At 71.0% G+C, this 23204-nt stretch carries 19 protein-coding genes; 3 read left to right on the top strand and 16 right to left on the bottom strand.

Translation table 11 applies throughout. From position 1 onward, the window contains the following. The first annotated feature begins 145 nt into the window (after positions 1–145). The gene (locus ACN6LB_RS13675) at positions 146–2311 is read left to right on the top strand and encodes an MMPL family transporter (RefSeq protein WP_445026021.1); all 2166 of its coding nucleotides are present in this window, start codon (positions 146–148) and stop codon (positions 2309–2311) included. Here the strand turns inward: ACN6LB_RS13675 and ACN6LB_RS13670 are convergent. Next, the gene (locus tag ACN6LB_RS13670; RefSeq protein ID WP_445026020.1) at positions 2292–3740 is read right to left on the bottom strand and encodes an RsmB/NOP family class I SAM-dependent RNA methyltransferase; all 1449 of its coding nucleotides are present in this window, start codon (positions 3738–3740) and stop codon (positions 2292–2294) included. The genes ACN6LB_RS13675 and ACN6LB_RS13670 overlap by 20 nt on opposite strands. A 134-nt stretch (positions 3741–3874) precedes the next feature. Further along, positions 3875–4807 (bottom strand): methionyl-tRNA formyltransferase, encoded by a 933-nt coding sequence (gene fmt, locus ACN6LB_RS13665; protein ID WP_356139937.1) that lies wholly within the window; start codon positions 4805–4807, stop codon positions 3875–3877. 336 nt (positions 4808–5143) lie between these two features. Here fmt and ACN6LB_RS13660 point away from each other — a divergent pair, with 336 nt between their 5' ends. Next, positions 5144–5686, top strand: coding sequence for a hypothetical protein (locus ACN6LB_RS13660; RefSeq protein WP_356139938.1), 543 nt, complete (start codon positions 5144–5146; stop codon positions 5684–5686). 96 nt (positions 5687–5782) lie between these two features. Here the strand turns inward: ACN6LB_RS13660 and ACN6LB_RS13655 are convergent, their stop codons facing one another. From ACN6LB_RS13655 to pyrR, 14 genes are all read right to left on the bottom strand, one after another. Then, complete coding sequence (locus ACN6LB_RS13655) at positions 5783–7930, bottom strand: primosomal protein N' (protein WP_445026019.1); 2148 nt, start codon at positions 7928–7930, stop codon at positions 5783–5785. A 148-nt stretch (positions 7931–8078) separates the two neighbouring features. Then, complete coding sequence (gene metK, locus ACN6LB_RS13650; RefSeq protein WP_445026018.1) at positions 8079–9287, bottom strand: methionine adenosyltransferase; 1209 nt, start codon at positions 9285–9287, stop codon at positions 8079–8081. A gap of 239 nt (positions 9288–9526) precedes the next feature. Continuing rightward, the gene (gene coaBC, locus ACN6LB_RS13645; protein WP_445026017.1) at positions 9527–10729 is read right to left on the bottom strand and encodes a bifunctional phosphopantothenoylcysteine decarboxylase/phosphopantothenate--cysteine ligase CoaBC; all 1203 of its coding nucleotides are present in this window, start codon (positions 10727–10729) and stop codon (positions 9527–9529) included. A 93-nt stretch (positions 10730–10822) separates the two neighbouring features. Beyond that, entirely contained in the window at positions 10823–11095 is a 273-nt protein-coding gene (rpoZ, locus tag ACN6LB_RS13640) for a DNA-directed RNA polymerase subunit omega (protein ID WP_003982715.1), read from the bottom strand. 38 nt (positions 11096–11133) lie between these two features. Continuing rightward, entirely contained in the window at positions 11134–11691 is a 558-nt protein-coding gene (gmk, locus tag ACN6LB_RS13635; RefSeq protein WP_445026016.1) for a guanylate kinase, read from the bottom strand. Between the two features lie 37 nt (positions 11692–11728). Then, complete coding sequence (locus ACN6LB_RS13630) at positions 11729–12052, bottom strand: integration host factor (protein ID WP_026246651.1); 324 nt, start codon at positions 12050–12052, stop codon at positions 11729–11731. A gap of 346 nt (positions 12053–12398) precedes the next feature. Further along, a complete protein-coding gene (gene pyrF / locus ACN6LB_RS13625) occupies positions 12399–13244 on the bottom strand; it encodes an orotidine-5'-phosphate decarboxylase (RefSeq protein WP_445026015.1) in 846 nt (281 codons plus the stop codon). Next, the gene (locus ACN6LB_RS13620; protein ID WP_445026014.1) at positions 13241–14350 is read right to left on the bottom strand and encodes a quinone-dependent dihydroorotate dehydrogenase; all 1110 of its coding nucleotides are present in this window, start codon (positions 14348–14350) and stop codon (positions 13241–13243) included. The genes pyrF and ACN6LB_RS13620 overlap by 4 nt, the downstream gene beginning before the upstream one ends. An 81-nt stretch (positions 14351–14431) precedes the next feature. Beyond that, complete coding sequence (gene carB / locus ACN6LB_RS13615) at positions 14432–17740, bottom strand: carbamoyl-phosphate synthase large subunit (protein ID WP_445026013.1); 3309 nt, start codon at positions 17738–17740, stop codon at positions 14432–14434. After that, positions 17733–18890 (bottom strand): glutamine-hydrolyzing carbamoyl-phosphate synthase small subunit, encoded by a 1158-nt coding sequence (gene carA, locus ACN6LB_RS13610; protein WP_445026102.1) that lies wholly within the window; start codon positions 18888–18890, stop codon positions 17733–17735. Before carA ends, carB begins: the two co-directional genes overlap by 8 nt. Further along, positions 18890–19462 carry a PH-like domain-containing protein gene (locus ACN6LB_RS13605; RefSeq protein ID WP_445026012.1) on the bottom strand — a complete coding sequence of 191 codons (573 nt, stop codon included), beginning with the start codon at positions 19460–19462 and terminating at the stop codon, positions 18890–18892. The genes carA and ACN6LB_RS13605 overlap by 1 nt, the downstream gene beginning before the upstream one ends. Further along, positions 19459–20745: a dihydroorotase gene (locus tag ACN6LB_RS13600; RefSeq protein ID WP_356139947.1), complete on the bottom strand. Its 1287-nt coding sequence runs from the start codon at positions 20743–20745 to the stop codon at positions 19459–19461. The genes ACN6LB_RS13605 and ACN6LB_RS13600 overlap by 4 nt, the downstream gene beginning before the upstream one ends. Before the next feature lie 4 nt (positions 20746–20749). Then, entirely contained in the window at positions 20750–21727 is a 978-nt protein-coding gene (locus tag ACN6LB_RS13595; RefSeq protein ID WP_356139948.1) for an aspartate carbamoyltransferase catalytic subunit, read from the bottom strand. Positions 21728–21813: 86 nt separating this feature from the next. Then, on the bottom strand, positions 21814–22401 hold the full coding sequence (pyrR, locus tag ACN6LB_RS13590) for a bifunctional pyr operon transcriptional regulator/uracil phosphoribosyltransferase PyrR (protein ID WP_356139949.1): 588 nt from the start codon (positions 22399–22401) through the stop codon (positions 21814–21816). 244 nt (positions 22402–22645) lie between these two features. On the opposite strand from pyrR, the gene bldD reads away from it, so the two are divergent. Beyond that, positions 22646–23146 carry a transcriptional regulator BldD gene (gene bldD, locus ACN6LB_RS13585; RefSeq protein WP_067366005.1) on the top strand — a complete coding sequence of 167 codons (501 nt, stop codon included), beginning with the start codon at positions 22646–22648 and terminating at the stop codon, positions 23144–23146. Positions 23147–23204 lie beyond the last annotated feature (58 nt).

The following is a 23204-nucleotide window of genomic DNA, read 5'->3' as shown; positions in this document are numbered from 1 at the left end:
GCCCCAAGCCTGCCATGCCCGGGACCGGTTGCCCGCCCCGGTCCGGACCTAGGCCGTTCTGCGGATGTTGTCCACGGGGTCCGCATGCCATGCTGGGCCGCCCACCGGCTCCGCGTAAGAGGCAGGGACGACTACGGGGGTGGCCATGAGGCGGCTTGATGCCTGGAAGCAGGCAGCCATCCGGTTTGTGTGCGGACGGCGTTCCAAGTGGCTGATCGTGATCCTGTGGCTGGTGGTGCTCGTCGTCGCGGCACCGCTCGGCATGAAGCTGAACGACGCGCAGGACAACGACGCGCAGTCCTGGCTGCCGGGCTCCGCTGAATCCACCCAAGTCCTCGACATCTCCAACGAGTTCCGGCCCGAACAGATCCCCGCGGTCGTCGTGTACGCGCGCGCCGACGGACTGACGGCCAAGGACCGGCAGCAGATCGCCCAGGACGTCCAGCAGGTCAAGGCGCTGCACGACCACGGCATCCGCGGCGCGGAGACCCGCGGCCCGGTCTACGACCGCAAGGTGGCGCCGCGCGCGGCGCAGATCTACGTGCCCATCACGATGGACGCGCAGGGCTGGCAGCGCATCGCGCCCGCGGTCGACTCCATCCGCGACCAGGTCGGCAAGGGCGGCGGCGGGCTCGCCGTGCACATCACCGGTCCCGGCGGTACGTCCGCCGACTTCTCCAAGGCCTTCGAGGGCATCGACACCACGCTCCTGTTCTCCGCGATGACCGTCGTCATCGTGATGCTGCTGTTCACCTTCCGCAGCCCGACCCTGATCTTCGTCCCACTGCTCGGCGTGGTCGCCGCACTGTTCACCGCCCAGGCGCTGATCTATCTCCTGGCGAAACACGCGGGCCTGACGGTCAACGGGCAGAGCGCGGGCATCCTCACCGTGCTCGTCTTCGGCGCGGGCACCGACTACGCGCTGCTGCTGGTCGCCCGCTACCGGGAGGAGCTGCGCCGCCACGAGGACCGGCACGAGGCGATGGCGCTCGCTCTCAACCGGGCCGGGCCCGCCGTGCTCGCCTCGGGAGCCACCGTCGTGCTGAGCATGCTGGTGCTCCTGGTCGCCGAGATGAACTCGACGCGAGGCCTGGGCCCGGTCGCCGCGATCGGCGTGGCGATCGCCCTGCTCGCCATGCTCACGCTCTTCCCCGCCCTGCTGCTGGTCTGCGGCCGCTGGATCTTCTGGCCGGCCATCCCGCACCTCGGCACCCCCGACCCGACCGAGCGGGGCGTGTGGGCGCGCATGGGCCGGCGTTTCGCGCGCCGCCCCCGGGTCGTCTGGGTCGCCACCGCGCTGGCGCTGGGGCTGCTGTCCCTCGGCCTCCTGCAGCTCCGCGCCGCGGGCATCGCCAACGCGGACGCGTTCACCGGCAGGCCGGACTCGATCGTCGGGCAGGAGGTCTCCGCACGCTATTTCCCGGCGGGCAGCGGCGATCCGCTGGTGATCGTGGCGAACAGGGCGCAGGGCGAACAGGTGGGCCGCGCGGTCGCGGCGGACCGCGGCGTCGTGGCGACGAGCATCGGCGTGCCACCCGGCACCGCACCCGAGCACAACGGCCAGGTGCTGTTCGAAGCGACCATGCGCGACCCCGCCGACAGCGACGCCGCGAAGGCGACCGTGGAGCGGGTCCGCGACGCCGCGCACGCCGTACCCGATGCCGACGCGCGGGTGGGCGGTGGGACGGCGGCCCTGCTGGACATGGAGACCGCCCAGACCCACGACAACCTGCTGGTCATCCCGCTCGTCCTCGCGGTGGTCTTCCTCGTCCTGGGCATCCTGCTGCGCGCCCTGGTGGCTCCCCTGTTGCTGATCGGGACGGTCATGCTCTCCCTGGCCACCGCGCTGGGCCTGAGCGCCCTCGCCTTCCGTCACGTCTTCGACTACGCGGGCGAGGACGTCGCCTTCCCGCTGTTCGTCTTCGTGTTCCTGGTGGCACTGGGCATCGACTACAACATCTTCCTGACCACCCGGATCCATGAGGAGGCGGGCCGCCAGGGCACCCGTGCGGGCGTCGTGACGGGCCTGGCCGCGACCGGCGCGGTGATCACCTCCGCGGGCCTGGTGCTCGCGGGCACCTTCGCCGCCCTCGGCACCCTCCCGATGGTGGGCTTCGCGGAGATCGGCTTCGCGGTCGCCCTCGGTGTCCTGCTGGACACCTTCATCGTCCGCTCGGTCCTCGTCACCTCGCTCTTCCTCGACGTGGGCCCGAAGGTGTGGTGGCCGCACCGGCTGGCACACGAGGACGGCGGGAAGGCCGCGAGCTCCGCCGAGGCCCGTGACGAGCGGGTCAAGCCGTCCGGCGGATGAGGGCGAGATACATCGCGTCCGTCCCGTGCAGATGCGGCCACAGCTGTACGTCGGGGCCCTCGCCCAGGGCCGGTACGCCCGGCATGAGCGGGCGGGCGTCGATCAGGTCGGCGCTGCCGCCGTCGTAGTGCTTGAGGACGTCGTCGACGACCGCGCGGGTCTCGGCGAGGTGCGGCGAGCACGTCGCGTACCCGACGACGCCGCCGACCCGTACGGAGTCGAGCGCCGTGCGCAGCAGGTCGCGCTGGAGCGGCGCGAAGCCGTCCAGGTCCTCGGGGCGGCGGCGCCAGCGGGCCTCGGGCCGGCGGCGCAGCGCGCCGAGACCCGTGCAGGGCACGTCCATGAGGACACGGTCGAAGGTGCCGGGCCGCCACGGCGGACGGGTGCCGTCGGCCGCGATCACCTGGTAGGGCCCGGGGTTCCCGGCGAGCGCCTTGGCCACCAGACCGGCCCGGTGGGGCTGCTTCTCGGAGGCCAGCAGCACCGCGCCGCGCTCGGCGGCGAGCCCCGCCAGCATGGCCGCCTTGCCGCCGGGTCCCGCGCAGCCGTCCAGCCACGCCTTGTCGGGCCCGTCGAGCGGAGCGTTGGCGAGCGCGATCGCGACGAGCTGGCTGCCCTCGTCCTGCACACCGGCACGGCCTTCGCGTACGGCCTCGATGGCGCCGGGCTCGCCGCCCTCGCTCAGCCGCACGGCGTACGGCGACCAGCGGCCCGGCAGCGACGCCTCCTCGCCCAGCACGTCCAGGAGTTCACCGGCGGTGGAGCGGCCGGGCCGGGCGACGAGCGTCACCTCGGGCCGCTCGTTGTCTGCTTCGAGGAGGTCCTCGATCCCCGCACGCCCGCCCCCGAGGGAGTCCCAGAGCGCCGAGACGACCCAGCGCGGGTGCGAGTGCACCACGGAGAGGTGGTCCTCGGGATCGTCCTCGTACGGCGGCGCGACCTGCTCGATCCACGCGTCGAGATCCTGCTGCGCGACCTTCCGCAGCACGGCGTTGACGAACTTGGCCCGCCCGTCGCCCAGCACGACCCGGGCCAGCTCCACGGACGCGGAGACGGCGGCGTGCGAGGGGATGCGGGTGCCCAGCAGCTGGTGCACGCCGAGGCTGAGCACGTCCAGCACGGGCGGGTCGACCTCACGCAGCGGCCGGTCGATGCACGCCTTGATGACGGCGTCGTAGGTGCCCTGGCGGCGCAGCGTCCCGTACACCAGCTCGGTCGCGAGCGCCGCGTCCCGTGTGTCGAACTTCTGCCCCTCCTTCTGGCGCTTCTCGCGCGCCTTCCGCAGCAGCGGGGGCAGGACGAGGTTCGCGTACGCGTCCCGCTCGTCCACGGCCCGCAGCGCCTCGAAGGCGAGGAAGCGGACCGGGTCCTTCTGGGGACGGCGGTAGGGCTTGCCGGGCTTGCGCGCCGGACGGGACTGCTCGCTCACGAAAAAGGTGCTCCGGATCCGGGATGACGTGTGCGTCCAGCGTACGGCGTGTGGGCCCGGCGACCACCTCTCGGTACCGACCGCTGCGCGGGTACCGCCACCGCCCCGTCCTCAGCCGCGCGTTCCGCCTCTCGTCAGGTGCCGACCACGTCACCGGGGGCGATGCGGACGCCGCGGGCCCAGTCGGCGGCGCGCATCGGCTTCTTGCCCTGGGCCTGCACCCACAGCAGCTCCACGGCGTGCGATCCGGTCCCGACGTACACGTTGTTCTTGCCGACGGACAGCTCGCCCGGGGCGAGGTCCGTGCGGTCCTGCACCGCCACGACGTGGATCAGCTTGAGCCGCTCACCGCGGAAGAGGGTCCAGGCGCCGGGCGCCGGTGTGCAGCCGCGCACGACGCGGTCCACGCGCAGCGCCGGGGCGGACCAGTCGACGTGGGCGTCCTCGACGGAGATCTTCGGCGCGAGGCTGATGCCGTCGGCGGGCTGCGGCACGGCCTTGAGGCTCCCGTCCTCGATCCCGTCCATCGTCGCGGCCAGCAGACCGGACCCGGCGAACGCCAGCCGGGTGAGCAGATCGCCGCTGGTGTCGGTCGGCCGGATCTCCTCGGTGACCGTCCCGTAGACGGGCCCGGAGTCGAGGCCCTCCTCGATGAGGAAGGTGGAGGCCCCCGTGATCTCGTCCCCCGCCATGATCGAGTGCTGTACGGGGGCGGCGCCACGCCAGGCGGGCAGCAGCGAGAAGTGCAGATTGACCCACCCGTGGGCGGGGATGTCGAGGGCGACCCGGGGCAGCAAGGCACCGTAGGCGACAACGGGGCAGCAGTCCGGCGCGATCTCCCGAAGCCGCGCGAGGAACTCCTCGTCCCGCGGCTTCACCGGCTTCAGCACCTCGATCCCGGCCTCCGCCGCCCGCTCGGCCACCGGGCTCGCCACCAGCCGCCGCCCCCGCCCGGCGGGCGCATCGGGCCGGGTGACCACGGCGGCCACCTCATGGCGCCCGGAGGCGATCAGGGCGTCCAGAGCGGGAACGGCAACCTCGGGGGTACCTGCGAAGACAAGCTTCATGGGCGTCGACTGGCCTCTCGGGCGGGAATCGTGACACGCCCTGCGCGTAAGAGCGACGGGCAGCACCCCAGTCTATGGGGCGGGGGCGTCGAGGAACCGTGGGCCTCGGGCCGCACGGGCGGTGCGGTGCGAAAACACCGGGGCCGGCCGAAGGCCGGGGCTCGAACACGCCTGCCCTGCCGGGGGCGTACGGAACGCCGCGCGCCCCGTGCATATGCCCTTACGCCCCTCCAGCGTGACCACTCACCCGGAAATGCGTTGGTCAAGAAAGAGTTGACCACAACGGGCCGCAATCGCGGCCCGATCCTTTTCAACGCCGGTTCGAGAGGCTTGTTCATGGCCGACCACGCAACCCACGACGCCCAGGCTCGGGCCAGCCTGCACTTGCTGGTGCGGGACATCGAGCGGGTCCGCCGGCAGGTGGACGCACTGCGCACGCTCACCGCCCAGTTGGGCAACGTCTACCGCCCGCGCCGCTCCGGCCCGTCCACGGGCTTCGTCGTCTACGGACGCGCCCCCGCCCCGACGGTCCGCCTCGCCCAGGAGCTGCGGGACAGTGTCGAGACCCTGGTCACAGCCGCCGTGGACTTCGACCGTTCACTGGGTTTCTCGTGGGACGCGGTGGGCTCCGCCCTCGGGGTGACCAAGCAGGCGGTGCACCGCCGTTACGGGGCGCGCCGGGCCGCCGCTCAGGCCGCCGCGGAGGCGGAGCGCGCTACGGAGCCGTTGGGCAGCCGTACGGTCGCCGTCAACACCGGCATTCCCGCGGTACCCACGGTTCCCGCGGCCCGCTCGATGCCGACCCAGCCGACGGCAGGCAGCCCGACGCTCCGCGAGGAGCCGAGGCCCACCGCTTTCCCTGGTCCCCGCAACGGCTGACCCGCCCTCTCGTCTGCCTCCCAGGGCCGCTGGGCCGACCCTGGAGGCAGACCCACCGGACCCACCCCTGCGCACCCGGCCCCCGCACAAGGCCCCTCACCCGATGTCCGGCGGATCGATCCGAATCCGTACGGGCTCATCTCCCCCACGCGCCATCCGTGCCGCCTGAGCGGCCTTCAACGCGGCCGCAAGCGCGGCACCGCTGCCCGGCGGCACCCGGATGAGCGCCCGCTCCCAGTGCTCACCCGTGGGCGGCGCACCCGCCCGGCGCGGTCGCCCGGCATCCGTGACGGGCAGCGCCACGGGCCCCAACACCTCGGCATCGCCGGGCAGTTGGACCGCGGCGAGAAACCCGGCCAGAGCCTCCGGCGCCCCGGACACGGCCGCCATCCGCGACACCGGCGGAAACCCGAGCTCGGCCCGCTCGGCCAGTTCCCGTACCGCATGCCCGACCGGATCCCACCGCACCAGCGCCTGAACGGGCCGCAGCGTCGGCTCGGCGACGACGACCACGGTGCCGCCGGCCGCCTGGGGACGCACGAGCGCCGCGACCCCGATCCACCGCCGCAGCGCCTCCTCACCGGCCCGCAGATCGGGCCGCCCTAGCATCGCCCAGCCGTCGAGCAGCAACGCGGCCGTGTATCCGCCCTCGGCGACGGGTTCGGCGCCCGGTGTACTCACCACGAGCGCGGGCACATCCGACACGGTGTCCAGCACCTGTTCACGCCCGGACGTCCGCACCGGAACGGCCGGAAACGCCCGCCCCAGCTCCTCGGCGGTCCGCCGCGCTCCCACGATCTGCGCCCGCAGCCGGAACCCGCCGCACTCCGGGCAGTGCCAGGCCGCCTCGTCCCGCCCGCACCACGCACACCGCAGCGCCTCGGCGTCGTGCGCCTCCAACGGCCCGGCGCAGTGCCGGCACCGGGCGGGCGCCCGGCACTGCGCACAGGCCATCCGCGGCACATACCCACGCCGCGGCACCTGCACCAGCACCGGCCCGTGCCGCAGCCCCTCCCGTACGACCTGCCAGGCGAGCGAGGGCAGCCGCGCGGCCCTGGCGGCCTCGTCCCGCGCCAGATCCCCGTCCCCCACGGTCCGCACGAGCGGCGCGGCCGCCCGCACCTGCTCCCGCAGGGCGACCAGGGGCCGGGCCCAACCGCTCTCGACGAGCTGCGCCGCTTCGACCGTGCAGCTCCAACTCCCCAGCAGGAAGGCGCACTTGTCCTGGGCGGCGCGCAGCAGCAGCACATCCCTCGCATGCGGCTGCGGGGCGTGCGGCTCGCTGTGGCTGCCGTCGCCGTCGTCCCACAAGGCGACCAGCCCGAGGTCTTGAACGGGCGCGAACATCGCGGCCCGCGTCCCGACCACGGCCCGCACGGCGCCACGGCGCACCGCCAGCCACTCCCGATAGCGCTTCTCGGGCCCGGCGTCGGCGGTCAGCAGCGCATGCCGTCCCTCGCCCAGCACGGCGGTCAGCGCGGCGTCGACCCGTGCGGCGACCCGCCCATCGGGTACGACGACGAGCGCGCCCCTCCCGGAGGAAAGGGTCGCCGCAACAGCCCGAGCCAGCTCGTCACACCACTGGGGGCCGGGCAGGGCGTTCCACACCGCCCGCGGCGCGCCCCCGTCCGCCAGGGCTGCCAGGAAGGCGGCTCCCCGCTCATAGCGAGCCCAGGACCCCGGCTCGGGCACGGCGGGCGCCGGGAGCGGTGCGGGCGAGGGCCGCTGCTCCGCCCGGGCGTTCCGCGGCGGCACGGCCAGCTGCAGCACATCGGCAAGGCTCCCGGCATACCGATCGGCGACGGCCCGGGCAAGACCCAGCAACTCCTCGCTCAACACCGGCTCGGGGGAAACGACCTGGGCAAGGGCGGCCAACGGCCCCGGGTAGTCGGACTCGGCGAGCCGCTCCACCAGAAACCCGTCGATCAGCCCGCCGCCCTCACGCCGCCCCTCCCGCACCCGATGCCGCCCGGCCCCGAACCGCACCCGCACCCGCACCCCCGGCTGCGCGTCCGCGTCGAGCTCCTCGGGCACGGCGTAGTCGAAGTACCGATCAAGATGCAGCACGCCCTTGTCGACGAGAACCCGCGCGACCGGCAGTTGTTTCGCGAGCGCGGCCCCCCGCCACGTCCGCGGCTTCGCCCTCGGCTCCTTCGCCTTGCGCACGCTCTCCCGGATCAACGCAAGCTGCTCGGGCGGCGCACCTTCCGCCCCACCCTCACCCCGCCCATCCGCGCTGCTCACAGCAACATTCCTACCAGACCGCACTGACAGCGAAGCCCCCGCGAGGGCCGGCCGCCGACGGATCGAAGGCACGCCACGGCGCTGTGAAACACCGGGGCCCGGCACCCCCGAAGGGAAGCCGGGCCTCGAAGTACCGTGCGGCTGAGCCCTACAGGCCCACAGCCTTGCGCAGTGCCTCCACCCGGTCCGTCCGCTCCCAGGTGAAGTCCGGCAGCTCGCGGCCGAAGTGGCCGTACGCGGCGGTCTGGGAGTAGATCGGGCGGAGCAGGTCGAGGTCGCGGATGATGGCCGCCGGGCGGAGGTCGAAGACCTCGGAGATGGCGGTCTCGATCTTCTCCGCGTCGACCTTGGCCGTACCGAAGGTCTCGACGAACAGGCCGACGGGCTCGGCCTTGCCGATGGCGTAGGCGACCTGGACCTCGCAGCGGGAGGCGAGGCCCGCGGCGACGACGTTCTTGGCGACCCAGCGCATCGCGTACGCCGCGGAGCGGTCGACCTTGGACGGGTCCTTGCCGGAGAAGGCACCGCCGCCGTGGCGGGCCATGCCGCCGTACGTGTCGATGATGATCTTGCGGCCGGTCAGGCCGGCGTCGCCCATCGGGCCGCCGATCTCGAAGCGGCCGGTCGGGTTGACCAGCAGGCGGTAGCCCTCGGTGTCCAGCTTGATGCCGTCCTCGACGAGCTGCCCCAGCACGTGCTCGACGACGAACTCGCGGATGTCGGGGGCGAGCAGCGACTCCAGGTCGATGTCGCTCGCGTGCTGCGAGGAGACCACCACCGTGTCGAGGCGGACCGCCTTGTCACCGTCGTACTCGATGGTGACCTGCGTCTTGCCGTCGGGACGGAGGTAGGGGATCGTGCCGTTCTTGCGGACCTCGGAGAGGCGGCGCGCGAGGCGGTGCGCGAGGTGGATCGGGAGCGGCATCAGCTCCGGGGTCTCGTCCGTCGCGTACCCGAACATCAGGCCCTGGTCGCCGGCGCCCTGCTTGTCCAGCTCGTCCTCGTCGCCCTCGACACGCTTCTCGTACGCCGTGTCGACACCCTGCGCGATGTCCGGGGACTGCGAGCCGATGGAGACGGAGACGCCGCAGGACGCGCCGTCGAAGCCCTTCTTCGAGGAGTCGTAACCGATCTCGAGGATCTTGTCGCGCACGAGCTGTGCGATCGGCGCGTACGCCTTGGTGGTGACCTCACCGGCCACGTGCACCAGGCCGGTGGTGATCAACGTCTCCACGGCGACCCGGGACGTCGGGTCCTCACGCAGAAGCGCATCGAGAATGGTGTCGCTGATCTGGTCAGCGATCTTGTCGGGGTGACCCTCGGTCACGGACTCCGAGGTGAACAGGCGACGGGACACAACGCTCCCTGTGGTTGCAGCGGCTGCTGGCTGATCATTGGCGGACGAGACGGGAGCTGCGCCCGGCGTCGTCCGAGAACAGTTTATCGGTCACGCCCGCCGACAGGCTCACGTATGTCACCTCTCGGAACGCTGTGACCTGCGACACGCAGCATTCTGCCGAATCGCGATCGGTCTCCGCCAGGGGCGCCACGCCCGATTTCACGCGGTTGTGGCGCCGCGTGAGGCGGATGAGGCCTTCAGCGGAGGCGGGGCACGACCAGATCCCACACGGTGTCGGCCAGGGCTTCCTTGGGCCCGTACGGCACCGGGGTCTCACTTCCGTCGGCGCCCAGCACCACTGCCTCGTTCTCCTCGGCACCGAAGGTCTTGCGCTCCCCCACCTCGTTCACCACGAGGAGATCGCAGCCCTTGCGCTCCAGTTTCGTACGGCCGTTGGCGAGGACGTCGTCCGTCTCGGCGGCGAATCCGACGACGACCTGGCCCTCCCGGGCCCGGTCCGCCGAGATCTCGGCGAGGACGTCCGGATTGCGGACCAGGACGATCGGCTCCGGCTCCTGGCCGTCCTTCTTCTTGATCTTTCCGGCCGCGTACGTCGTCGGGCGGAAGTCCGCCACCGCCGCCGCCATCACCACGGCGTCGGCGTCCGGGGCCGCCTTCAGGACCGCCTCGCGCAGTTGCACGGCCGTCCCGACCTGGACGACGTCCACACCGGCCGGGTCCGGCAGCCCGGTGTTCGCCGCGATCAGGGTGACCCGGGCGCCGCGCGCGGCTGCCGTACGGGCGAGGGCGTAGCCCTGCTTGCCGGAGGAGCGGTTGCCGAGGAAGCGGACCGGGTCGAGCGGCTCGCGGGTGCCGCCGGCGCTGACGACGACGTGCCGGCCGACGAGGTCCGGCTCGGCGGCGCCGCGCGCGAGCACCCGGCGGCAGACCTCGAAGATCTCCCCCGGATCGGGCAGCCGGCCCTTGCCCGTGTCGACGCCGGTCAGGCGGCCGACGGCGGGCTCGATGACGACGGCACCGCGGCGGCGCAGCGTCGCCACGTTCTCCTGGGTGGCCGGGTGCTCCCACATCTCGGTGTGCATGGCGGGAGCGAAGACCACCGGACAGCGAGCGGTGAGCAAGGTGTTGGTGAGCAGGTCGTCGGCGAGGCCGTGCGCGGCCTTGGCGAGCATGTCGGCGGTGGCCGGGGCCACGACCACCAGGTCGGCGTGCTGGCCGATGCGGACGTGCGGGACCTCGTGCACGTCGTCCCAGACCTCGGTGGAGACGGGGTTGCCGGAGAGCGCGGACCACGTGGCGGCGCCGACGAAGTGCAGGGCGGCGTCCGTGGGCACCACGCGGACGTCGTGACCCGACTCCGTCAGTCTGCGCAGCAGCTCGCACGCCTTGTACGCGGCGATGCCACCGCTGACTCCCAGCACGACCTTCGGCTTGCCCACCGGGCCTCCCCACACTCGTAGAAGCTACGACTCCATGACACACCACAGGCCCGGCAGTCGCGCTGCCGGGCCTGCCATGACGTGAACGAACGACTACTGCGCGGGGCCCTCGACGGCCTCGGACGTCAGCAGACCCGCGTTGATCTCGCGCAGGGCGATCGAGAGCGGCTTCTCGTGGACGTGGGTGTCGACGAGCGGACCGACGTACTCGAGGAGGCCCTCGCCGAGCTGCGAGTAGTACGCGTTGATCTGGCGGGCGCGCTTGGCGGCGTAGATCACGAGGCTGTACTTCGAGTCGGTGGCCTCGAGGAGCTCGTCGATCGGAGGGTTGATGATGCCCTCGGGAGCGGTGATGGAAGAGGACACGCTCTGCCTTCCGAAAGGTGGGATGAGATCGAAAACGATCACACAACTGCCATCAAGGCTAGCAGCTCGCGCGCTACGTCCTCGACGGAGGTGTTGACCAGGGTGGTGTCGAACTCGGGTTCGGCCGCCAGCTCGACCTTGGCCGCGTCCAGGCGGCGCTCGATCACCTCGGGCGGTTCGGTGCCCCGCCCGGTGAGCCTGCGCACCAGCTCGTCCCAGGAGGGCGGAGCCAGGAACACGAGCTGGGCCTCGGGCATGGAGTCGCGGACCAGCCTCGCGCCCTGGAGGTCGATCTCCAGGAGCACCGGCTCACCGCGCTCCAGCCGCTCCAGCACGGCCGCGCGCGGCGTCCCGTAACGGTTGCCGGCGAATTCGGCCCACTCCAGCAGCTCGCCGTTGGCGATCAGCTTGTCCATCTCCTCGTCACTGACGAAGAAGTAGTGGACTCCGTGCTTCTCACCGGGGCGAGGCTTGCGGGTCGTCGCCGACACCGAGAGCCAGACCTCGGAGTGTTCCTTGCGCATATGAGCGACGACCGTGCTCTTGCCGACCCCTGAGGGGCCGGAGAGCACGGTCAGCCGCGGACGTTCACTCATGCAGCGATTATTCCAGCAAATACCGGATGCCCAGGACTCAGGCGCCGGTGCTGCCGAACTCACGCTCCAAGGAGGCGATCTGGTTCGAACCGAGGCCGCGTACACGACGGCTCTCGGAGATACCCAGTCGCTCCATGATCTGCTTGGCGCGGACCTTGCCCACGCCCGGCAGGGACTCCAGGAGAGCGGAGACCTTCATCTTGCCGATGACGTCGTTCTCCTGACCCTGCTTGATGACCTCGTGAAGGGAGGCGCCGGAGTGCTTGAGTCGATTCTTGACCTCGGCCCGCTCCCGGCGAGCCGCGGCGGCCTTTTCGAGCGCGGCTGCGCGCTGTTCAGGGGTAAGGGGCGGAAGAGCCACGCCTACGTCACCTCGGATGTCGAACTTGTCGGATACGGACCGGTGAGGAACCTAGTCGCCCCACACCTGGGGAGCCACGAGCAACACACGCTTGCCCGTTCTCCCCCACTGCGTTAAGGGCGTGGGAGGCGCCCCCACTCGACGGAGACTAGCGGGCAAGTGCGCCAGAGTCAGCGAGAACAGCGGAAAAGTCCTGGTCAGCCTCCCTGGAGCCGGACATTTCTGACATACTGCCCCGGATTTGAGGATGTATTCAGACTCAAGCCACTTCGGAGGCACTCATCGGAGGACTCTCGAACAGCTCCCGAACGACCGCCAAGGGGTTCGGACGGTCTCCGTGGAGGTCTCAGGCGGCCGCCACGGCGGTCCTGATCTCCTCCGCGAAGCGGTCCGCGGACGCACGCAGCGCGACGACGTCGGGTCCGTGCCGCAGGACACCCCGGCTCACGTTCGGCACGACGTTGCGCACCGCCGCGCCGAAGACCCCCGGGAGATCGGCCGGCGTGGCGCCCTGCGCGCCGATGCCGGGCGCGAGGAGCGGGCCGTTGATGTCCAGGTCGTAGGAGGACAGGTCGCCGAGCGTGGCACCGACGACCGCGCCGAAGGACCCCAGGGGCGTCTCTCCCGCGTTTTCGGCGGCGAGGTGGCCCAGCATGGTCGCCCCGACGTTGCGGCCGTCCGTGCGCAGCGCGTGCTGCACCTCGCCGCCCTCCGGGTTGGAGGTCAGCGCCAGCACGAACAGGCCCGCGCCGCTCTCGCGCGCCAGGTCCACGGCGGGCTTCAGCGAGCCGTAGCCGAGGTACGGCGACACGGTGAGCGCGTCCGAGAACAGCGGCGCGTCCTTGTGCAGGAAGGTCTCCGCGTACGCGGCCATGGTCGAGCCGATGTCGCCGCGCTTGGCGTCCATGACGACCAGGGCCCCGGCCGCCCGCGCCTCCTCGACCGACTTCTCCAGGACGGCGATGCCCCGCGATCCGAAGCGCTCGAAGAACGCGCTCTGCGGCTTGAGGACGGCGACCCGGTCGGCCATGGCCTCGACGACCGTGCGGCTGAAGCGTTCCAGGCCCGCGATGTCGTCGTTCAGGCCCCAGTCGGCGAGCAGGGAGGCGTGCGGGTCGATGCCGACGCACAGGGGCCCGCGCTCGTCCATGGAGCGGCGCAGCCGGGCGCCGAAGGATTCCAGAACACTCATGACGTCGGCTTCCTCACATCGGCGCCGACCGCGTCGGCGAGGGTGGCGTACGGGCTCGTGCGCAGGCGCGCGGCGAGCCCCTTGTGAACGGCGCGGGCCCAGAAGGGGCCCTCGTAGATGAAGGCGCTGTAGCCCTGCACCAGCGTGGCGCCGGCGAGGATGCGCTGCCAGGCGTCCTCGGCGTTCTCGATGCCGCCGACACCCACCAGGGTGATCCGGTCGCCCACGCGCGCGTAGAGGCGGCGCAGGACCTCCAGGGAGCGGGATTTCAGCGGCGCGCCGGAGAGGCCGCCGGTCTCCTTGACCAGCGAGGGCGCGGACTTCAGGCCGAGCCCCTCGCGCGCGATGGTGGTGTTCGTGGCGATGATCCCGTCCAGGCCGAGTTCGACGGCGAGGTCGGCGACCGCGTCGATGTCCTCGTCGGCGAGGTCGGGCGCGATCTTGACCAGGAGCGGGACGCGGCGGTCGGTGACGGCGCGGTCGGCTGCCTCGCGAACAGCGCTCAGCAGCGGGCGCAGCGCCTCGGTGGCCTGGAGATTGCGCAGGCCGGGGGTGTTGGGCGAGCTGACGTTGACCACGAGGTAGTCGGCGTGCCGGGCCAGGCGCTCGGTCGACTTCACGTAGTCGCCGACGGCCTCGTCCTCGGGGACGACCTTGGTCTTGCCGATGTTGACGCCCACGACGGTCGTGAAGACCGCCTCACGAGCCGCCAGGCGGGCCGCCACGGCCTCCGAACCCTCGTTGTTGAATCCCATGCGGTTGATCAGCGCGCGGTCCGCCACGAGGCGGAACAGGCGCTTCTTGGGGTTGCCGGGCTGCGGCTCGCCCGTGACGGTGCCGATCTCGATGTGGTCGAAGCCCAGCATCGACATCCCGTCGATCGCCACGGCGTTCTTGTCGAACCCGGCCGCGAGCCCGAACGGGCCGTGCATCCGCAGCCCGAAGGCCTCGGTGCGCAGCTCCTTGTGGCGCGGCGCGAGCGCGGCGGCGACGAACGTCCGCAGCACGGGGACGCGGGCGGCGAGCCCGATCCAGCGGAAGGCGAGGTGGTGCGCCCGCTCCGGGTCCATCCGCTTGAAGACGACGTTGAAGAAGAGCTTGTACATGATCAATGTCCTCAAAGAAGCCGTATGAAAAGAGGCCTCATGAAGAGGGGGACACCGTTTCCGGTGTCCCCCTCAGGGCTGCTAGTCGCGGGCTGCGATCAGATGCTCGGCGTGTTCCTGCAGTGAGCGCACGCCCACGTCGCCGCGGTTGAGCGCGTCGATGCCCTGGACGGCGGCGGCGAGCGCCTGGACCGTGGTCAGGCACGGCACGGACCGCGCGACGGCCGCCGTGCGGATCTCGTAGCCGTCGAGGCGGCCACCCGTGCCGTACGGCGTGTTGACGATGAGGTCGACATCGCCGTCGTGGATGAGCTGGACGATGGTCTTCTCGCCGTTCGGCCCCTCACCCTCGCTCTGCTTGCGCACGACCGTGGCGTTGATGCCGTTGCGCTTGAGCACCTCGGCCGTGCCGGACGTGGCGAGCAGCTCGAACCCGTGGGCGACCAGTTCGCGCGCCGGGAAGATCATCGAGCGCTTGTCACGGTTGGCGACCGAGATGAAGGCGCGGCCCTTGGTCGGCAGCGGCCCGTACGCCCCCGCCTGCGACTTGGCGTACGCCGTGCCGAACACGGAGTCGATGCCCATGACCTCGCCGGTGGAGCGCATCTCCGGGCCGAGGACGGTGTCGACGCCGCGCCCGTGGATGTCGCGGAAGCGCGACCACGGCATGACGGCCTCCTTGACGGAGATCGGCGCGTCGAGCGGCAGGGTGCCGCCGTCGCCGTTCGCCGGGAGCAGGCCCTCGGCGCGCAGTTCTGCGATGGTCGTGCCGAGCGAGATGCGGGCGGCGGCCTTCGCCAGCGGCACCGCGGTCGCCTTCGAGGTGAAGGGGACGGTGCGCGAGGCACGCGGGTTGGCTTCGAGGACGTACAGGATGTCCCCGGCCAGTGCGAACTGGATGTTGATCAGTCCGCGGACGCCGACACCGCGCGCGATGGCCTCGGTCGAGGCCCGCAGCCGCTTGATGTCGAACCCGCCGAGGGTGATCGGCGGCAGCGCGCACGCCGAGTCGCCGGAGTGGATGCCGGCCTCCTCGATGTGCTCCATGACGCCGCCGAGGAAGAGCTCCTCGCCGTCGTAGAGGGCGTCGACGTCGATCTCGATGGCGTCGTCGAGGAAGCGGTCGACCAGGACCGGCCGGGAGGGGCTGATCTCGGTCGACTCGGCGATGTACGACTCCAGACGGGACTCGTCGTACACGATCTCCATGCCGCGGCCGCCGAGGACGTACGACGGCCGGACGAGGACCGGGTAGCCGATCTCGTCGGCGATGGCCTTGGCGCCCGCGAAGGTGGTCGCGGTGCCGTGCTTGGGGGCCGGGAGGCCCGCCTCAGCGAGCACCTGTCCGAAGGCGCCCCGGTCCTCGGCGGCGTGGATCGCCTCGGGAGAGGTGCCCACGACCGGTACGCCGTTGTCCTTGAGCGCCTGCGACAGGCCCAGCGGGGTCTGGCCGCCGAGCTGGACGACCACGCCCGCGACGGGGCCGGCCAGCGTCTCCGCGTGGACGATCTCGAGCACGTCCTCCAGCGTGAGCGGCTCGAAGTACAGGCGGTCGGAGGTGTCGTAGTCCGTGGAGACGGTCTCCGGGTTGCAGTTGACCATCACGGTCTCGTAGCCCGCGTCGCTCAGCGCGAAGGAGGCGTGGACGCAGGAGTAGTCGAACTCGATGCCCTGGCCGATGCGGTTCGGGCCGGAACCCAGGATGATCACCGCGGGCTTCTCGCGCGGGGCGACCTCGGTCTCCTCGTCGTAGGACGAGTAGAAGTACGGCGTCTTCGCCGCGAACTCCGCAGCGCAGGTGTCGACCGTCTTGTAGACCGGGCGGATGCCCAGCGCGTGCCGGACCTCGCGCACGACGTCCTCGCGCAGTCCGCGGATGTCGGCGATCTGGACGTCGGAGAAGCCGTGCCGCTTGGCCTCCGCGAGGAGTTCGACATCCAGCCGCTCTGCCGCGGCGAGCTCGTCCGCGATCTCCTTGATCAGGAACAGCTGGTCGACGAACCACGGGTCGATCTTCGTCGCCTCGAAGACCTCCTCGGGCGTGGCGCCCGCGCGGATGGCCTGCATGACGGAGTTGATGCGCCCGTCGGTCGGCCGGACGGCCTCTTCGAGGAGCTGCTTCTTGTCGCCGGGCTCGCCGACGAAGGTGAACTGGCTGCCCTTCTTCTCCAGGGAGCGCAGCGCCTTCTGCAGCGCCTCGGTGAAGTTGCGGCCGATCGCCATGGCCTCGCCGACCGACTTCATGGTCGTGGTCAGCGTGGAGTCGGCGGAGGGGAACTTCTCGAAGGCGAAGCGCGGGGCCTTCACGACCACGTAGTCGAGGGTCGGCTCGAACGACGCCGGGGTCTTCTCCGTGATGTCGTTCGGGATCTCGTCGAGGGTGTAGCCGACGGCGAGCTTGGCGGCGATCTTGGCGATCGGGAAACCGGTTGCCTTCGAGGCGAGCGCCGAAGAGCGCGACACGCGCGGGTTCATCTCGATGACGATGACGCGGCCGTCTTCGGGGTTGATCGCGAACTGGATGTTGCAGCCACCGGTGTCGACGCCGACCTCGCGGATGATCGCGATGCCGATGTCACGCAGCCGCTGGTACTCGCGGTCGGTCAGCGTCATCGAGGGCGCGACGGTGATGGAGTCGCCGGTGTGGACGCCCATCGGGTCGAAGTTCTCGATGGAGCAGACGACCACGACGTTGTCGTTCTTGTCGCGCATCAGCTCCAGCTCGTACTCCTTCCAGCCGAGGATGGACTCCTCCAGGAGCACCTCGGTGGTCGGGGAGAGCGTGAGCCCCTGTCCGGCGATGCGGCGCAGCTCCTCCTCGTCGTGCGCGAAGCCGGAACCGGCGCCGCCCATGGTGAAGGAGGGGCGGACGACGACGGGGTACCCGCCGAGCGTCTCGACGCCCCCGAGGACGTCGTCCATGGAGTGGCAGATGACCGAGCGGGCGGACTCGCCGTGTCCGATCTTCGCGCGGACGGCCTCGACGACGCCCTTGAAGAGGTCGCGGTCCTCGCCCTTGTTGATCGCCTCGACGTTGGCGCCGATCAGCTCGACGCCGTACTTCTCCAGTACACCCTGTTCGTGCATGGAGATGGCGGTGTTGAGCGCGGTCTGACCGCCCAGGGTGGGCAGCAGCGCGTCGGGGCGCTCCTTGGCGATGATCTTCTCGACGAACTCCGGGGTGATCGGCTCGACGTAGGTCGCGTCGGCGATCTCCGGGTCGGTCATGATCGTCGCCGGGTTGGAGTTGACCAGGATGACCCTCAGGCCCTCGGCGCGCAGGATGCGGCAGGCCTGGGTTCCGGAGTAGTCGAACTCGGCGGCCTGGCCGATGACGATCGGGCCGGAGCCGATGACCAGGACGGACTGGATATCGGTGCGCTTAGGCACGCTGGCCCTCCATCGGGACGGTGCTCATCAAAGACGTGAAGCGGTCGAACAGGTAGGCGGCGTCGTGCGGGCCCGCTGCCGCCTCGGGGTGGTACTGGACGCTGAAGGCCGGCTGGTCGAGGAGCTGGAGGCCCTCGACGACCTGGTCGTTCAGGCAGACGTGGGAGACCTCGGCGCGGCCGTAGGGGGTCTCGGACACCTTGTCGAGCGGGGCGTCGACGGCGAAGCCGTGGTTGTGCGCGGTGACCTCGACCTTGCCGGTCGTACGGTCCTGCACCGGCTGGTTGATGCCGCGGTGGCCGTACTTCAGCTTGTAGGTGCCGAAGCCCAGGGCGCGACCGAGGATCTGGTTGCCGAAGCAGATGCCGAAGAGCGGGGTCCTGCGCTCCAGCACCCCCTGCATGACAGAGACGGCGTGGTCGGCGGTGGCCGGGTCGCCGGGACCGTTGGAGAAGAACACGCCGTCCGGGTTGACGGCGTAGATGTCCTCGACGGTCGCCGTGGCGGGCAGCACATGCACCTCGATGCCGCGCTCGGCCATCCGGTGCGGGGTCATGCCCTTGATCCCCAGGTCGACGGCCGCGACGGTGAACTTCTTCTCGCCGATCGCGGGGACGACGTACGTCTCCTTGGTGGCGACCTCGGCGGCGAGGTTCGCGCCCTTCATCTCGGGCGCCTGGCGCACCTCGGCGAGCATGGTGCCCTCGTCGGGCAGCGCGTTGCCGGAGAAGATGCCGACGCGCATGGCGCCGCGCTCGCGCAGGTGGCGGGTGAGGGCGCGGGTGTCGATGCCGGAGATCCCGACGACGCCCTGCTTGGCCAGCTCCTCGTCGAGGGAGCGGCGCGAGCGCCAGTTGGAGGGCACGCGCGCGGGGTCGCGTACGACGTATCCGGCGACCCAGATGCGCTGCGACTCGGGGTCCTCGTCGTTGACGCCGGTGTTGCCGACGTGCGGGGCGGTCATCACGACGACCTGGCGGTGGTACGACGGGTCGGTGAGGGTCTCCTGGTAGCCGGTCATGCCGGTGGAGAACACCGCTTCGCCGAAGGTCACCCCCACGGCCCCGTAGGCGCGGCCGCGGAAGGTCCGGCCGTCCTCCAGGACGAGTACGGCGGGAGTCTTCACGGCTCCCCTGGTGGAGGTCGTCATCATGCGCCTTCCGTCGTGTTGACCTTGTTGATCATGCTGTTCAGGGTGTCGACCCATTCGTTGTGCTCGGCCGCCCGGTCGGAGCGGAACCCGGAGTCGATCAGCTTGTCGCCGTGCTCCCAGGTGACGACCAGCAGGCCGCCCTCGCTGAGAACCTTCCCGGCGATGCCCTTGCCGAGCAGGGCCTCGCGCAGTGCCTCGGCCGGGATGAAGAAGTCGCTCGCCCCGGGGCGTACGACGTCCAGACCCGCGTCCGTCAGCGTGAGCTCGGCCCGGCTGCGGGTGCCCAGGCCGTGCGCCACGATGCGGTCGAGCCACTGCCCGGCGGTGGTGGAGCCGTGGTAGCGGCCGCTCATCGTCAGTTTCGCCGCACCGGGCTCGGACGGCGCGGTGGGCAGCTCGGGCAGGTCGCTCTGGAGCGTGCCCCGCCACTTCCAGCCCTCGCGCATCAGCCAGTAGACGAGCGCGATGAACAGGGCGAGGCCGACCAGCCAACCGATGCGCGCCGACCAGTCCGTCACCTCCGCCGACTTCTGTTCCGCGGCGAGGTACGTCAGATGCAGTGATGTCACGCGAGCTTCCCGTCGACGAGCGTGGCCTTGCCCCGCAGCCACGTGTGCGTGACACGGCCCGGCAGCTCACGGCCCTCGTAGGGGGTGTTGCGGCTGCGCGAGGCGAAGCCCGCGGGGTCCACGGCCCCACGGTATGCCGTGTCGACCAGCACGAGGTTGGCGGGCTCACCAACCGAGACGGGGCGGCCGTGGCCCGTGGCTCCGCCGATCCGCGCGGGCTTGACGGACATCCGGTCGGCGACGCCGGCCCAGTCGAGCAGGCCGGTCTCGACCATCGTCTGCTGGACGACGGACAGCGCGGTTTCGAGGCCCACCATGCCCATGGCGGCGGCGGCCCACTCGCAGTCCTTGTCCTCGTGCGGGTGCGGGGCGTGGTCGGTGGCGACGATGTCGATGGTGCCGTCGGCGAGCGCCTCGCGCAGGGCCATGACGTCGCGCTCGGTGCGCAGCGGCGGGTTGACCTTGTAGACCGGGTTGTAGGAGCGCACCAGCTCGTCGGTGAGCAGGAGGTGGTGCGGGGTGACCTCGGCCGTCACGTCGATGCCGCGGGACTTGGCCCAGCGCACGATCTCGACGGATCCGGCGGTCGAGAGGTGACAGATGTGGACGCGGGAGCCGACGTGCTCGGCGAGCAGGACGTCCCGGGCGATGATCGATTCCTCGGCCACCGCGGGCCAGCCGCCGAGTCCCAGTTCGGCGGAGACGACGCCCTCGTTCATCTGGGCGCCCTCCGTCAGCCGCGGCTCCTGCGCGTGCTGGGCGACGACGCCACCGAAGGCCTTCACGTACTCCAGCGCCCGGCGCATGATCACGGCGTCGTCCACGCACTTGCCGTCGTCCGAGAAGACCGTGACGCCGGCCGCCGACTCGTGCATGGCGCCCAGCTCGGCGAGCTTCCTGCCCTCCAGGCCGACGGTGACGGCGCCGATGGGCTGTACGTCGCAGTAGCCGTGCTCCTGGCCGAGCCGGTAGACCTGCTCGACCACGCCGGCGGTGTCGGCGACGGGGAAGGTGTTGGCCATGGCGAACACGGCGGTGTAGCCGCCGCTCGCGGCGGCGCGCGTGCCGGTCAGCACGGTCTCGGAGTCCTCGCGCCCCGGCTCGCGCAGATGCGTGTGCAGGTCGACGAGGCCCGGGAGGAGCACCTTGCCGTCGGCCTCGACGACCTCGGCGCCCTCGGCGGACAGCCCGGCGCCCACCTCGGCGATCGTGCCGCCGTCGATCAGGACGTCCTGCGGCTCGCCGCCGAGCACCTTCGCACCACGGATAAGGATCTTGCTCATGTTCTTACTTCTCCTCGGTACGGGTGTGGGTGACGGCGGGCTCGTTGCCACCGAGCAGCAGGTACAGGACGGCCATCCGGATCGAGACGCCGTTGGCGACCTGCTCGACGACGGTGCAGCGGTCCGAGTCGGCGACCTCGGCGGTGATCTCCATGCCGCGCACCATCGGGCCGGGGTGCATCACGATGGCGTGCTCGGGCATCTTCGCCATGCGGTCGCCGTCCAGGCCGTAGCGCCGCGAGTACTCGCGCTCGGTCGGGAAGAACGCCGCGTTCATCCGCTCGCGCTGCACGCGCAGCATCATCACCGCGTCGGACTTGGAGAGCGTGCTGTCGAGGTCGTAGGAGATCTCGCAGGGCCAGGACTCGACGCCGACGGGCACCAGGGTGGGCGGGGCGACGAGCGTGACCTGCGCGCCGAGGGTGTGCAGCAGGTCGACGTTGGAGCGGGCGACGCGGCTGTGCAGCACGTCACCGACGATCGTGATGCGCTTGCCGTCGAGGTCCTGGCCGATCCCGGCGTCCCGGCCGACGAGGCGGCGGCGCATGGTGAAGGCGTCGAGCAGGGCCTGCGTGGGGTGCTGGTGGGTGCCGTCGCCCGCGTTGATGACGGCGGCGTCGATCCAGTCGGAGGTGGCGAGCCGGTACGGGGCTCCGGAGGCGCCGTGCCGGATGACGACGGCGTCGACGCCCATGGCTTCGAGGGTCTGGGCGGTGTCCTTCAGGGACTCGCCCTTCGACACCGAGGAGCCCTTGGCGGTGAAGTTGATGACGTCCGCGGAGAGGCGCTTCTCGGCGGCTTCGAAGGAGATCCGGGTGCGGGTGGAGTCCTCGAAGAAGAGGTTGACGACGGTGCGGCCGCGCAGGGTCGGCAGCTTCTTGATCGGCCGGTCGGCGACCCGGGCCATTTCCTCGGCGGTGTCGAGGATGAGGACGGCGTCGTCGCGGGTGAGGTCGGCGGCCGAGATGAGATGACGCTGCATCTGTCAGGCTCCGTAAGGCAGTTCAGGGAGGTTTCGGGCATACGGGCGCGCAGGGGCGTACGGCGGAGACGTACGCCTTCGGGTGGTTACTGCTCGCCCGGGGAGGTCCGCTTCGCACCGAGCAGCACGGTGTCGCGACCGTCCTCCTCGGCGAGCTGGACCTTGACCGTCTCCCGCAACGACGTGGGGAGGTTCTTGCCGACGTAGTCGGCGCGGATGGGCAGTTCGCGGTGGCCCCGGTCGACGAGGACCGCGAGCTGCACGGCGCGCGGGCGCCCGATGTCGTTGAGCGCGTCGAGCGCGGCGCGGATGGTGCGGCCCGAGAAGAGCACGTCGTCGACGAGGACGACCAGCCGGCCGTCGATGCCGTCACCGGGGATCTCGGTGCGGGCCAGCGCACGCGGCGGGTGCATGCGCAGGTCGTCGCGGTACATGGTGATGTCGAGGGAGCCGACCGGGATCTTGCGGTCGGTGATCTCTTCGAGCTTGTCGGCCAGCCTGCGGGCCAGGAAGACGCCTCGGGTCGGAATGCCGAGGAGCACCACGTCGTCGGCGCCCTTGGCGCGCTCGACGATCTCGTGGGCGATGCGGGTCAGCACCCGCGCGATGTCGGGGCCTTCGAGAACGGGCCGCGCATCGGCTTCGTACTGCTGCTTGTCCTGCTCTGAGTCCATAAAAAACGGACCTCCTTCTCCGCCTCACGGGACGGATCATTAAAGGACGTCGGAATTGCGCCATCCACGGTACCAGCCCGACAACGTCCCTGATCACCCGCCTGGTCCCAGGGCACGCGCGACTCCCACGGAAGGGTCGGTCCGGACCATTCGGCTTGACGGGGAAGAGTAACGCTGCGTAACCTCACAGTGAGTTACCAGCCACGCGGCTGTGCCGCAAATGTTCCAGTGTCCGGGGAGCTATATGTCCAGCGAATACGCCAAACAGCTCGGGGCCAAGCTCCGGGCCATCCGCACCCAGCAGGGCCTTTCCCTCCACGGCGTCGAGGAGAAGTCCCAGGGACGCTGGAAGGCGGTCGTGGTCGGTTCGTACGAGCGCGGCGACCGCGCCGTCACCGTACAGCGACTTGCCGAGCTGGCGGATTTCTATGGGGTTCCCGTACAGGAACTGCTGCCGGGCACCACGCCGGGCGGGGCCGCCGAGCCGCCGCCGAAGCTGGTCCTGGACCTTGAGCGGCTGGCCCATGTGCCGGCCGAGAAGGCAGGCCCCCTCCAGCGCTACGCGGCGACGATCCAGTCCCAGCGCGGTGACTACAACGGCAAGGTGCTGTCGATCCGCCAGGACGACCTGCGCACACTCGCGGTCATCTACGACCAGTCGCCCTCGGTCCTCACCGAGCAGCTGATCAGCTGGGGCGTGCTGGACGCGGACGCGCGCCGCGCCGTCTCGCACGACGAGGGCTGACCCAGGGGCCTCTGCAGAAACGTACCGCCGGGGTGGCCGGAACCTCATGGTTCCGGCC

It is taken from the genome of Streptomyces sp. SAS_270, from assembly GCF_052543295.1.
The sequence above is the reverse complement of the archived record's forward strand: the minus strand, read 5'-3'. Positions and strand labels throughout refer to the sequence as shown.